Annotated in this window: 13 protein-coding genes; 10 read left to right on the forward strand and 3 right to left on the reverse strand. The window is 62.9% G+C overall.

Annotated features, from left to right (window positions below; all coding sequences use genetic code 11):
• Positions 1 to 148: 148 nt before the first annotated feature.
• The 3 genes from KTR60_RS20190 to KTR60_RS20200 are packed head-to-tail and all read left to right on the forward strand — an operon-like array spanning position 149 to position 2,225.
• Entirely contained in the window at positions 149 to 748 is a 600-nt protein-coding gene (locus KTR60_RS20190; protein WP_030536251.1) for a lipid droplet-associated protein, read from the forward strand.
• Positions 745 to 2,010: an exodeoxyribonuclease VII large subunit gene (gene xseA, locus KTR60_RS20195; protein WP_042920858.1), complete on the forward strand. Its 1,266-nt coding sequence runs from the start codon at positions 745 to 747 to the stop codon at positions 2,008 to 2,010. Before KTR60_RS20190 ends, xseA begins: the two co-directional genes overlap by 4 nt.
• Entirely contained in the window at positions 2,007 to 2,225 is a 219-nt protein-coding gene (locus KTR60_RS20200; protein WP_003945276.1) for an exodeoxyribonuclease VII small subunit, read from the forward strand. Before xseA ends, KTR60_RS20200 begins: the two co-directional genes overlap by 4 nt.
• 21 nt (positions 2,226 to 2,246) lie before the next feature.
• Here KTR60_RS20200 and KTR60_RS20205 read toward each other — a convergent pair whose 3' ends face one another.
• Complete coding sequence (locus KTR60_RS20205) at positions 2,247 to 2,816, reverse strand: DUF4245 domain-containing protein (RefSeq protein ID WP_003945206.1); 570 nt, start codon at positions 2,814 to 2,816, stop codon at positions 2,247 to 2,249.
• Between the two features lie 180 nt (positions 2,817 to 2,996).
• Here KTR60_RS20205 and glpX point away from each other — a divergent pair, with 180 nt between their 5' ends.
• Together glpX and KTR60_RS20215 are read left to right on the forward strand one after the other, a co-directional pair.
• Positions 2,997 to 4,031: a class II fructose-bisphosphatase gene (glpX, locus tag KTR60_RS20210; RefSeq protein WP_003945202.1), complete on the forward strand. Its 1,035-nt coding sequence runs from the start codon at positions 2,997 to 2,999 to the stop codon at positions 4,029 to 4,031.
• Between the two features lie 101 nt (positions 4,032 to 4,132).
• Complete coding sequence (locus tag KTR60_RS20215; protein ID WP_003945220.1) at positions 4,133 to 5,536, forward strand: class II fumarate hydratase; 1,404 nt, start codon at positions 4,133 to 4,135, stop codon at positions 5,534 to 5,536.
• A 49-nt stretch (positions 5,537 to 5,585) separates the two neighbouring features.
• Here KTR60_RS20215 and KTR60_RS20220 read toward each other — a convergent pair whose 3' ends face one another.
• Both KTR60_RS20220 and KTR60_RS20225 read right to left on the reverse strand, forming a co-directional pair.
• Positions 5,586 to 6,257: an NADPH-dependent F420 reductase gene (locus KTR60_RS20220; RefSeq protein ID WP_003945272.1), complete on the reverse strand. Its 672-nt coding sequence runs from the start codon at positions 6,255 to 6,257 to the stop codon at positions 5,586 to 5,588.
• A gap of 107 nt (positions 6,258 to 6,364) precedes the next feature.
• Positions 6,365 to 6,820, reverse strand: coding sequence for a nitroreductase family deazaflavin-dependent oxidoreductase (locus KTR60_RS20225; RefSeq protein ID WP_042920867.1), 456 nt, complete (start codon positions 6,818 to 6,820; stop codon positions 6,365 to 6,367).
• A gap of 340 nt (positions 6,821 to 7,160) precedes the next feature.
• Here KTR60_RS20225 and KTR60_RS20230 point away from each other — a divergent pair, with 340 nt between their 5' ends.
• From KTR60_RS20230 to KTR60_RS20250, 5 genes are all read left to right on the forward strand, one after another.
• Positions 7,161 to 7,727, forward strand: a complete 567-nt coding sequence (locus tag KTR60_RS20230; protein WP_003945239.1) for a TetR/AcrR family transcriptional regulator — start codon at positions 7,161 to 7,163, stop codon at positions 7,725 to 7,727.
• Positions 7,728 to 7,824: 97 nt separating this feature from the next.
• Positions 7,825 to 9,396, forward strand: a complete 1,572-nt coding sequence (locus KTR60_RS20235) for an MFS transporter (RefSeq protein ID WP_065351208.1) — start codon at positions 7,825 to 7,827, stop codon at positions 9,394 to 9,396.
• Positions 9,397 to 9,493: 97 nt separating this feature from the next.
• Positions 9,494 to 11,107, forward strand: coding sequence for a serine hydrolase (locus KTR60_RS20240; protein ID WP_064689298.1), 1,614 nt, complete (start codon positions 9,494 to 9,496; stop codon positions 11,105 to 11,107).
• Positions 11,108 to 11,124: 17 nt separating this feature from the next.
• Positions 11,125 to 11,550, forward strand: coding sequence for a limonene-1,2-epoxide hydrolase family protein (locus KTR60_RS20245; protein ID WP_007726363.1), 426 nt, complete (start codon positions 11,125 to 11,127; stop codon positions 11,548 to 11,550).
• 30 nt (positions 11,551 to 11,580) lie between these two features.
• Positions 11,581 to 11,985, forward strand: coding sequence for a carboxymuconolactone decarboxylase family protein (locus tag KTR60_RS20250; RefSeq protein ID WP_003945227.1), 405 nt, complete (start codon positions 11,581 to 11,583; stop codon positions 11,983 to 11,985).
• The last annotated feature ends 19 nt before the right edge of the window (positions 11,986 to 12,004 follow it).

The following is a 12,004-nucleotide window of genomic DNA, read 5'->3' on the forward strand; positions in this document are numbered from 1 at the left end:
CAGCCTACTGGCACCTCGAACGTGAGACACTCCGGCAAACGTGAACACCTCGGTTTCGGGCTCCGATCGAAGGTTCCGAAGTAAACGAGTACAGCCGTCACAGGCAAGTCGGCTACCGATTGTCGGAGCTTTGCGGCAAGCTGTGGGAATGATCCGACCACCGTTCGTGGCGCGCGTTGCCGCGGGACTCGCCGTCACCGCGATGGAAGAGGCAAAGAAGTTGCCCACCACCGCCGTCGCCCTGCCGATGACCGCCGTGAGCCAGATGCTGCAGACAAGCATGCGCGTGCAGCAGTCGATCACCTCGCTGGCGATCAAGGGCGATCAGGCATTTGCACTGATCAACTGGTCTTCCGAGGACGAACAGCCCGAGTGGGCGGTCTTCGACGAAGACGTCGATGCGCCTGCTGACCCGACGCCTTCCACCGGATCGACCACCGCTGACACCCCGACCAACGCCGGTCGCTTCGCGCTCTACTCGCTCGAGCCGACTGCCCCCATCGAGGAACCCGCACCCGTCGCCGAGTCCGAATCCACGGCAGCTACGACGGACGGACCTGCCGAAGAGCCCGAGATCGTCACCGAACTCGACTACCCCAACCTCACACTCGCACAGCTCCGTGCGCGCATCCGGACGCTCAGCATCGACGAGCTGACCGCAGTCCTGGACTACGAGAATGCGACGCTCGCCCGGGCACCGTTCCAGACCATGCTCACTAACCGCATCACCACAGCCAAGGCAAAGTGACTTCCGCAACGCCCCCCGCTTCATCGCAGCGATCGTCCGGCGCCAGTAGCGCTGAGCAGCCGTGGCCGGTCCGCACGGTTTCCGCCAAGGTCGCCGGCTGGATCGATCGGCTCGGCAGTATCTGGGTCGAAGGTCAGATCACCCAGATCAATGCACGCCCCGGCACCCGAACGGCCTTTCTCGTCCTGCGTGATCCGTCGGCAGACATGTCGCTGTCGATCACGTGCTCACCGCAGTTGTTGCACAACTCCCCGGTGCCGTTGACCGAGGGCTCGCGAGTCGTGATGTTCGGCAAGCTCTCGTTCTACACCGGACGCGGAACGGTGTCGTTGCGTGTCACCGAGATTCGCGCCGTGGGTATCGGTGAGCTGCTTGCCCGCATCGAGAGACTGCGCGCCTTGCTCGCCGCCGAGGGCTTGTTCGATCCGCGGCTCAAACGGCCGCTTCCGTTTCTGCCCGGCACGATCGGCCTGATCACGGGCCGAGCCAGTGCGGCCGAGAAGGATGTCGTCTCAGTCGCCCATCGTCGTTGGCCAGCAGTTGCCATCGCAGTGCGTAACACCGCGGTTCAGGGTCCGACTGCTGTTCCCCAGATCATCGAAGCGCTGAAGGAACTCGACGCCAACCCGGTAGTCGACGTCATCATCCTCGCTCGCGGCGGCGGTAGCGTCGAGGATCTCCTGCCGTTCTCCGACGAAGCGCTGTGCCGCGCCATCGTGGCCTGCACGACGCCGATCGTCAGTGCCATCGGACACGAGCCGGACAGCCCGCTCAGTGACCACGTCGCCGACCTGCGCGCAGCCACACCCACGGACGCGGCCAAGCGCGTCGTACCCGACGCGGTTGCGGAAGCTGCCCTGGTTGCGGATCTGCGTGACCGCAGCGCTGCGGCACTGCGCAGCTGGGTCAAGCGTGAGTCTCATCTGATCGAACAGTTGCGCACTCGACCGGTCATGGCATCGCCGCTGCTCGCGGTGGACCGTCGCGCCGAGGAGGTCGAAAGGCTCCAAGCCGCCGGACGACGCGATGTGACTCGGTTGATCGACTCCGAGTCCCGAACGATCGAGCATCTGCGCGCCCGGCTCACCACGCTGGGCCCCGCCGCGACGCTGGCCCGCGGATACGCAGTCGTGCAACGTGTTGTCGCCGAAGGCGATCCGGAGGTTCTGCGCTCGGTCGAGGACGCGCCACCCGGTACCCAGATTCGAGTTCGACTTGCAGACGGCGCCGTTCGCGCCGCAGTGATGGGAAGAGAAAAATGAGCAACGCCACCGACACCGACATCAACGAACTCGGCTACGAAGCAGCCCGGGACGAACTGGTGAGCGTCGTGAAGATTCTCGAACAGGGCGGTCTGGACCTCGACGCGTCACTCTCACTGTGGGAGCGAGGCGAAGCGTTGGCCAAGCGCTGTGAAGAGCACTTGGCCGGCGCGAGGGCCCGCGTCGAAAAGGCTCTGGCCGAAGCGGACGAGTAGCGTCCGCTCCGACCGCAAATCCTATGGCGTGATCGGCTGCGCTGCGCCGACCTTCTCGGCAAGAATCCGGAACTCTTCCGGCGTCGCCGCGCCCGTGAGCAACAGGCGAACATCCCCGACGTCCGTGACCCAGATCGACTCGACACCTTCGCCGCCGAAGACGTTCCACGTATCGGCACCGACGGTCTCGACTCCGGTCGCGAATCGCTGTCCACCGGCAACATGTGACACCAACGGGAATTCCTCGGCGTTGCTCTGTGTCAGCTGGATGTAGCGACCACTGGTCGTGATGAATCCCACAGTGCTCGAATCTCCGCCGCCGTCGCCGGAGATGATCTTGCGACTGCCGGAGTTCGGAGTCCACCCGTCCGGAACACCGGGATTACGGATGGGAAATCCGAGTTCCTTCGCGTCGTAGTTCAGAGCTGCGTCCACGTCGACGCTCGGGATAGGCCCCTGTGTCGGGCCGCCAGGACTGAACGTGCACTGGCTGGCGATGCCCGCAATGATGATGCAGAACAGCACCAACGGTACGAGAGACCAGACCATGTCTTTGTTGTCTTCGAGAATGCGGGGTTTCTTCGATGCCACACCTCCAGTATCCAGGTACTCCGCAGTAGATACGATTCCCGGTCCCCCTCGAGCGAGACAAAACGTCTCTGCGGCGACCCGACAGCGCACGTAGCCGCTCCCATCTGGGACAATGACGCCTGAAGAAACCACTGCGTCGACACACCCCGTCGACCGCGACCGCGCCAGGAGGCACCGCACATGACGGCCAGCAGCACTCATCGTGAGACCCCGGACCGTAACCTCGCACTCGAATTGGTCCGAGTCACCGAAGCCGGTGCTATGGCTGCCGGCCGCTGGGTAGGCCGCGGCGACAAGGAAGGCGGCGACGGAGCAGCCGTCGACGCCATGCGTCAGCTCGTCTCCTCAGTCTCGATGCGCGGCATCGTCGTCATCGGTGAAGGCGAGAAGGACGAAGCGCCGATGTTGTTCAACGGCGAAGAGGTCGGAAACGGCGACGGCCCCGACTGTGACTTCGCCGTCGACCCGGTCGACGGCACCACCTTGATGTCCAAGGGCATGCCCAACGCGATCTCTGTTCTGGCTGTTGCCGAGCGCGGCGCGATGTTCGATCCGTCGGCCGTGTTCTACATGGAGAAGATCGCTGTCGGGCCGGATGCCGCAGATGTCATCGACATCAGCGCACCGATCGCCGAGAACATCAAGCGCGTGGCCAAGGTCAAGAAGGCGTCGGTCTCCGACATCACGATCTGCATCCTGGACCGCCCGCGTCACAACCAGCTGATCCAGGACGTTCGCGACACCGGCGCTCGTATCCGTCTGATCTCCGACGGTGACGTTGCCGGCGCGATCGCCGCAGCGCGTCCGGAGTCCGGCACCGACATGCTCGTGGGCATCGGCGGAACGCCAGAGGGCATCATCGCCGCAGCAGCCATGCGCTGCATGGGTGGATCGTTGCAGGGCAAGCTGGCCCCCACCGACGACGAAGAGCGTCAGAAGGCCATCGACGCCGGTCACGATCTCGATCGGATCCTGTCCACCGAAGATCTCGTCTCGGGCGAGAACGTCTTCTTCTGCGCCACCGGCGTCACCGACGGTGACCTCCTGCGCGGCGTCCGCTACTACGGCGGCGGCGCCAGCACGCAGTCCATCGTGATGCGTAGCAAGTCCGGCACCGTTCGCATGATCGACGCGTACCACCGTCTCGAGAAGCTGCGCGAGTACAGCTCCGTCGACTTCGACGGCGAAGAGGGCGCGGTTCCCCCGACGTTCTGATGGGCTCCGCCCCGTGAGTGGTTAGGGAGTCCCTGCACTCCTTAACCGCTCACGGGGGACGTAGTCCCCTACCAGCTCTCGAAAAGTGGCAATGTGGAGCCATGACGGAGAGCAACGATCAACAGTTCCGAATCGAACACGACACCATGGGCGAAGTTCGGGTGCCCATCGACGCACTGTGGCGAGCACAGACCCAGCGTGCAGTCGAGAACTTCCCGATCAGCGGGCGCCCGCTCGAGCGCACCCAGATCCGCGCAATGGGCCTGCTGAAAGCAGCGTGTGCGCAGGTCAACAAGGACCTCGGACTCCTCGACGCGGACAAGGCCGACGCAATCATCGCCGCCGCGAACGAGATCGCCGAAGGCAAGCACGACGATCAGTTCCCCATCGACGTCTTCCAGACCGGCTCGGGAACCAGTTCGAACATGAACGCCAACGAGGTCATCGCATCCATCGCGAAGGCCGCCGGTGTGGACGTACATCCCAATGATCACGTCAACATGTCGCAGTCCTCCAACGACACCTTCCCCACCGCCACGCATGTCGCAGCTACCGAAGCAGCGGTCACCGATCTTGTTCCGGCACTGGAACATCTGCATGCTGCGCTTGCCACGAAGGCGACCGAGTGGAAGACCGTCGTCAAATCCGGACGCACCCATCTGATGGACGCTGTGCCGGTCACGCTCGGTCAGGAGTTCGGCGGCTACGCACGTCAGATCGAGGCCGGCATCGAGCGCGTCAACGCAACACTCCCCCGCCTCGGCGAGCTGCCGATCGGCGGAACAGCAGTCGGCACCGGTCTCAATGCTCCGGATGGATTCGGCCCCAAAGTTGTTGCCGAACTGGTCAAGTCGACCGGTGTCGACGCGCTGACTCCGGCGAAGAACAGCTTCGAAGCGCAGGCCGCGCGTGACGGACTGGTCGAGGCATCGGGCGCGCTGCGGACCATCGCCGTCTCACTGACGAAGATTGCCAACGACATTCGGTGGATGGGATCGGGTCCGCTGACCGGACTCGGCGAGATCGCACTCCCTGATCTGCAGCCGGGAAGCTCGATCATGCCCGGAAAGGTGAACCCGGTCCTGCCCGAGGCAACCACTCAGGTTGCGGCTCAGGTGATCGGAAACGACGCCGCCATCGCGTGGGGTGGCGCCGCCGGAGCTTTCGAACTCAACGTCTACATCCCGGTCATGGCCCGCAACCTGCTGGAGTCGTTCACCTTGCTGGCCAACGTCTCTCGACTGTTCGCCGACAAGTGCGTCAGCGGACTGGTCGCGCACGAGGAGCACCTCAAGACACTCGCCGAATCTTCGCCGTCGATCGTGACGCCCCTCAACTCGGCAATCGGTTACGAGGAAGCCGCAGCCGTCGCGAAGCAGGCGCTCAAAGAGAAGAAGACGATCCGTCAGGTCGTCATCGAGCGCGGACTCGTCCCGGACAAGCTGAGCGAGGAAGAACTCGACAAGCGTCTCGACGTTCTGGCGATGGCGAAGGTCAAGGACTGAACAAACAAAAGAGTGGCGGTTTCCACTTCGGAAACCGCCACACTTTTCCCTACACCGTAGTGGTTGCCCGCCACTCGTCGGTGCGATCGGGGCTCGCCTCGGCCAATGCTTTCAGCGTCGCTTCGCGATCGAAATCCTTGCCGTACACGGGAGTTCCCGGCTGCTGACGCCAGGAATCGTCGATCGTTCCCGCATCGACGGGATCGAAGCCCAACTGATTGATCAGATCGAAGACGACCTGCTTGTTCGCGTCGTCGTCGCCGGCGATGGGTAGCGCAATGCGCCCCTCTGCACCTTCGGGAAGCCCCTTCTCGAGGAGATGCTTCCACCAGATTCCGTTGAACGCCTTGAACACCGGTACACCCAGGTGTTCCTGCACCCATCCGCTTTCGGTCTGTCCGTCCTCGATGGCGGCGATCAGACCGTCACGCTGTTGCGGGTAGTAGTTGTTGGTCTCGATGACCGGGGCACCTGCGACCGCACCGCTGAGAATCCCCGCCGGTAGATCAACCACGTTCTTCTGCGGAATGCTCACGATGACCAGCTCGGCACCCTCGGCGGCCTCGGTGCTGCGGACTGCCTTCGCACCCGTCTCGGCTTCCAGTTCTGCAAGCGTGTCCGGTGTCCGCGAGTTCGAGACGCGCACGTCGTGACCGAGCGCAGCGAGCCTACGTGTGAGCGTGCCACCGATCTGACCGGCTCCGATGATTCCGATGCGCATGATCCTGCTCCTTCGTCGTGTGGAGTGGCGATCGCGCCACCGCTGCATTCGTCAACGACGAGAACGCACCGGGTCATTCCGCACCGGCCATTTCAACTCCCGTTGATTCAATCGGTTGACGAATCGAGTGCGAGTTTGATGCGAACACTGACCGGGTCGGTCTGCAATCCACGAAAGGCAGAGGCCGTCAGCGCCGATCTGATCTTCCCCGACGCAAATGTCTTCACCCGCGCCGGCACGTCGTCGTCCGGCATGATCTGGGCCTGTCCGTCCACCCACTCGCCGCGGCGACGGATCCGAACCTTCGGCGTCGCAGAGATATTGGCACCCCACCCCGTGCCGGTGCCATGCTGCGCAATGACCCACGCCTCGTCACCGTCGTAGGTGATCGCAACGGGCACTCGGCGGGTCAGACCGGTTCGGCGTCCAACCGTCTCGATCTCGGTCATCAACGACGGCATCAAACCGATCCGATTCAATCCGGTGACCAGCGGATTGGCGAAATACTTCCCGACTGCGACTTCGATTCTTCGTTTTCGTGCAACTGACGTCGGTACCGGCATGTCGTTTCCTCTCCTCCGAAGCTGGTGCTCGAAGCAACAGCTCTATACCGCACGATATAACCACTGTTCGGGGAGTTTTGCCACCAAGAATCTCCGTCGATACCCACCACCTGCACACAACACTTGACTGTGTCTGTCGGTTACATCTAGTCTCAGATTCGTTCCTATACCGATCGACATACTGGGAGGCAGTGATGAACACACCTCGAGACGCCTTGTTGCCATGACCGGCCCGCAGACGCGTTGTCCGATCGCCGCAGCGCGTCGCAAGTGGGGAGTACCAAGAGAATCAGCGGCACCAGATGATTCGAACAGCACTGCGATTGCATACGATGGCGGGATGGCCGACTCCGATTCCCGCACTCTGATGCTGGTCGGCGCCATCAATGCCTTCCGTGAACACGGGATCGCGACGACCTCGCTCACCGAGATCGTCGAACGCTCGGGAGCTCCCCGCGGGTCGGTGTACCACTACTTTCCCGAGGGCAAAGGACAGCTGGCCGGCGAAGCAGTTGCCTACTTCGGCCGGGGCGTCAGTGCCGCGATCAGTTCGATGATCGCTCAGTCTTCCCCACCGGAGATCATCGACGCGGTTGTCACGATATTTCGAAACAGCTTGGTAGAGAGCGATTTCACCTCCTCCTGTCCGGTCGCAGCCGCGGCAGTGGAGGGCGCGTCGACGCCGGCGGCATTAACTGCTGCGGGCGAATCCTTCACCTCGTGGGAATCGCTTCTCACATCGTTCTTCTGGCAGCAGGGACAGCCGTCCGAGACTGCAGCACAGTGGGCAACCGTCGTGATCGCGTCAATCGAAGGCGCGACGCTGATGGCAAAAGCTCAGCACACCACGGCGCCTCTCGATCGCATCGGCGCTCACCTCAAGGCTCTGGTCTCGGCCCCGAGCTGACCAACCCTCTTTCTTCCAACCGCTGCTGCCGTCCGCGCAGGAGCAGAGATGGCGTACAAACATGTCTCACACACTTGCACCGGCGCCCTCGGCGCCCATGATGACCAAGTCCCGTCGATTCACTGCGCTGATCTTCATCTGCCTCGCCGAACTCCTTGTCGTGCTGGACAACACAGTGGTCAACGTCGCACTGCCGACGATGAGCGTCGACTTGTTCGCCAGCGTCAGCGACCTGCAGTGGATCGTCGACGCGTACACGTTGACCTTCGCCGGGTTCCTACTCACTTTCGGCCACCTGGGTGACCGCTTCGGACGCCGCCGAGTGATGATCATCGGCTTGATCGGCGTCGGTGCGATGTCGCTCGTCGGCGCCTTGGCTTCCAACCTCGAACAGGTGATCATGGCGCGAGCCGCCATGGGTGTCTTTGCCGCAGCTGTCTTTCCGGCTACGTTGGCCATGATCACCAACATCTTCACCGACGCCAGAGAACGAGCCATCGCCATCGCGGCCTGGACCGCAATGGCCGGCTTCGCGATTGCCATCGGCCCGACTGCGGGCGGCTGGCTTCTCGAGCACTTCTCCTGGCACTCGGTGTTCTGGATGAACGTTCCGGCAGCATTGTTGGTCATCGTGGGTGTGCTGCTGGTTGTTCCGGAATCGAAGGCGCTCCACGTCGGCCGATTCGATTTCGTCGGAACAATCTTGTCGCTACTGGGCATCGTCATTCTGGTGTGGACCATCATCGACGCACCACATCGCGGATGGGTGTCGACATTCAGCATCACGGGATACCTCTCTGCGACAGTGTTTTTGGCCGCATTCGTCGCATGGGAACTGCGCACCGACGCGCCGATCCTGAACATGAATCTCTTCCGAATCCGGCGGTTTTCTTTCCCCGCCTTGGCTATTGCTGTCAGCTACTTCAGCATGTTCGGATTCTTGTTCCTGATCACGCAGTACTTCCAGGGCGTTCGGGAGTACTCGCCGCTCGAATTCGGCATCCACTCTTTGCCTTTCGCTGCAGCTGTCGCCGTGGGCGCCCCAGTCGCCACCTTGGCGGCACAGAAACTCGGCACGACTGCAGTGATGGTGTTCGGCCTCCTGGTACTCAGCGGCGGGATGTTCCTGGCGGGTCGGACGACCGTCGAGACGCCCTACCTCGGACCCGTCGTGATCTCGATGGTCCTCATGGGTCTGGGCCTCGCAATTGTCCAGGGACCGGCGACCGACTCCATCATGTCCTCGGTGCCCCTCGACGAAGCGGGCGCAGGTTCGGCAGTCAACGACACGACGCGTGAGCTCGGCGGGACCCTGGGTGTCGCCGTCATCGGTTCGATCGTCGCCTCGTACTACACGTCCAAGGTGGCTCCGATCGTCGACGCCATTCCCGACGCCGTGATGTCGGCGCAGGAGAAAGGCTTCGCTCGTGAGTCCGTGCTCAGCGTCATCGAGATCCGCTCCCGCGACATCAGTCCGCTCTTCGAGCAGCAGAAGGACAGTCTGATCTACACGATGAAGACCGCATGCCTGGAAGGTTTCGCCATCGCGTCGTACTTCACGGTCGGAGCAGCATTGATCACCGCTCTGATGGTCGCGTTGTTGCTCCCTTGGAAGCCGGTCACGGAAGGCTCCATTCTCGGCAGTCTGACAACCAAGACCCCGAAGTAGCTACAAGGTTTCCCGATTTGTCCCAATATCAGCCCGCCGTTCCCCGATACTGGGTTGACCGAGTGGTACCGACGACAACCCTGCTAGGGAGAATCTCGTGTCCATCACCAGTAGAAACAGCTCGCGACTGTCGGCAGCGGCGGTTCCGGTAGTACTGACGGTCGCCCTGCTCGCCGGATGCTCGTCCGATTCAGACACCACCTCGGCGCCCGGGCCGGTCGTCAGCGACGCCAGCCCGGGTCTCGACGCCGGGGTGCCGATCCCGGACGGGCAAATCGACGACGCGGTCGGGAAGCTCGACGGCCTCGCGAACGACCTCATGGCAAGTTCCGGTGTTCCCGGTATGGCGGTGGCCGTGGTGCACGGAGGTAAGACTGTGTACGCGAAGGGATTCGGGGTTCGCGAGTTGGGTAAGAGCGCCACCGTCGATGCCGACACCGTGTTCCAACTGGCATCGGTGTCGAAATCGGTCGGGGCCACGGTGGTCGCCCACGAAGTCGGAATCGGGACCGTCGACTGGGACACTCCGGTGATCTCGAAACTGCCGGGGTTTGCGCTTGCCGATCCGTGGGTGACCGACCACCTCACGATCTCCGATCTCTACACGCATCGGTCGGGGTTACCGGACCACGCCGGCGACGGGCTGGAGGACCTGGGCTACAACCGGGCCCAGGTGCTCGAAAAACTTCGCCAACTACCGCTCAATCCATTCCGAATCACATACGAGTACACGAACTTCGGCGTCACTGCCGGTGCGGAGGCCGTTGCAGCCGCGGCGGGCACCGATTGGGAAACGCTGTCGCAGAACACGATCTACGGTCCGCTCGGTATGACTTCGACGTCTTCGCGGTTCGCCGATTACCAAGCCCGAGAAAATCGAACAGTCGGCCACATCCTCGAAGACGGAAAGTACAAGGTAGGGCCGGTTCGGGACGCCGACGCCCAATCCCCCGCCGGTGGAGTCAGCTCCTCGGTGAACGACATGGCCAAGTGGTTGGACATGGTGCTGTCGGGCGGCCGGTATCAGGGGCAGCAGGTCGTTCAGACGGAGGCGCTCGTGCCAGCAGTCAACCCGGAAATCGTCTCGCGCCATGCGCAGGAAATCGGGGAACGTTCCGGCTTCTACGGCTACGGGTTCAACGTTTCCGACAGCGCGGCAGGCCGTGTGACCGCCAGCCACTCCGGCGCCTTCCTGCTCGGTGCCGGGACCAATTTCGTCACGATTCCCTCCGCTGACGTCGGCATAGTCGTTCTGACCAACGGCACGCCCACCGGCGTCGCAGAGACCTTGACCGCCGAATTCGCCGATCTGGTGCAGTTCGGGAAGATCACCCGCGAGTGGCGCCCGCTGTACGAAGCGTCCTTTGCCTCACAAGCCGACCCTGAGGGCGAACTTGCCGGGAAGACGCCGCCGGCCTCCCCCGCTCCCGCGCCACCGACAGACCAATTGACCGGCGACTACGGCAATCCGTACTGGGGTCCCGCGCTCGTGACGCAGCAGAACGGTGCGCTGACCTTGACCATGGGTCCCGCGGCCGCGACGTACCCTCTGACCCACTGGGACGGAAACACCTTCACGTTCCCGCTCAGCGGCGAGAACGCACCGGCCGGGACGGTCTCGAAGGCCACCTTCGACGGAAACTCGCTAACCTTGGAGTACTTCGATCACGATCATCTCGGTACCTTCATCCGGGCAACACCGGCCGAATAATCAGCCAAGGACACCCCATGAGTAGTTCGACAGCCACGGTGAACGCAATGTTCGCGGCCCTCACCGATTTCGACGTGGACGCCGCAGCCGAATTGATGACAGACGACATCGTCTGGCAGAACGTCTCGCTCCCCACCCTGCGAGGCAAGAAGACCGTCGTGCGAGCGCTTCGTCTGGTCACGAAGCCTTCACTGAAATTCGAGGCGGAGATGCACCACATCGTCGGCGACGAGTCCACGGTGCTCACCGAACGCACCGACATCCTCACCGTCGGACCGTTGCGCATCGAGTTCTGGGTATGCGGAACTTTCGAACTGCGCGACGGCAAGGTCTGCGTCTGGCGGGACTACTTCAGTCTGCGAGACGTCGCGTGGGGCGTGGTGACCGCGGTCGGCCGCGCAGTCGTCGGGACCGGGACACGAAGTAGGCTTGCTCCGGCCTGAAATCACCTGCCGAAAGCGAGCGAACCTGCCATGTCCGAAAACACCACGCCTGACTCCTTCGACGCCGGATTGGCTGTGCGCACCGAAGTCATGGGGGCCGATTTCGTCGACGCCGCCTTCGAGCGCACCCGGGGAACGGACAGCGAAGAACTGCAGAACTTCGTGACGGCCAACGTCTGGGGTTCGGTATGGACGCGTCCCGGACTCGATCGCCGCAGTCGCAGTCTGATCAATCTGGGGATGCTGATCGCGCTGCGCGCCGAGAACGAACTCAAAGGCCACGTACGTGGGGCATTGCGAAACGGATTGACGCGCACCGAGATCGTCGAAACCGTGATCCACGCGAGCGCGTATTGCGGCGCGCCGGCCGGACTGGCGGCGATGCGTGTCGTGCAGGAAGTTCTCGACAACGAACTGGGACCGCTGCAAAACTGAACAACTTCAAACCCAGGCA

Origin of the sequence: Rhodococcus sp. C1, assembly GCF_020809065.1 — a bacterium.
In the GTDB taxonomy this organism is placed as follows: Bacteria; Actinomycetota; Actinomycetes; order Mycobacteriales; family Mycobacteriaceae; genus Rhodococcus_F; species Rhodococcus_F qingshengii.

Coding starts and splice junctions, on each gene's coding strand:
- KTR60_RS20250 (WP_003945227.1), top strand. CDS start 11,581: ATGTCCGAAAACACCACGCCTGACTCCTTCGACGCCGGATTGGCTGTG.
- KTR60_RS20215 (WP_003945220.1), top strand. CDS start 4,133: ATGACGGAGAGCAACGATCAACAGTTCCGAATCGAACACGACACCATG.
- KTR60_RS20225 (WP_042920867.1), bottom strand. CDS start 6,820: ATGCCGGTACCGACGTCAGTTGCACGAAAACGAAGAATCGAAGTCGCA.
- KTR60_RS20220 (WP_003945272.1), bottom strand. CDS start 6,257: ATGCGCATCGGAATCATCGGAGCCGGTCAGATCGGTGGCACGCTCACA.
- KTR60_RS20245 (WP_007726363.1), top strand. CDS start 11,125: ATGAGTAGTTCGACAGCCACGGTGAACGCAATGTTCGCGGCCCTCACC.
- KTR60_RS20235 (WP_065351208.1), top strand. CDS start 7,825: ATGATGACCAAGTCCCGTCGATTCACTGCGCTGATCTTCATCTGCCTC.
- KTR60_RS20230 (WP_003945239.1), top strand. CDS start 7,161: ATGGCCGACTCCGATTCCCGCACTCTGATGCTGGTCGGCGCCATCAAT.
- KTR60_RS20190 (WP_030536251.1), top strand. CDS start 149: ATGATCCGACCACCGTTCGTGGCGCGCGTTGCCGCGGGACTCGCCGTC.
- glpX (WP_003945202.1), top strand. CDS start 2,997: ATGACGGCCAGCAGCACTCATCGTGAGACCCCGGACCGTAACCTCGCA.
- KTR60_RS20200 (WP_003945276.1), top strand. CDS start 2,007: ATGAGCAACGCCACCGACACCGACATCAACGAACTCGGCTACGAAGCA.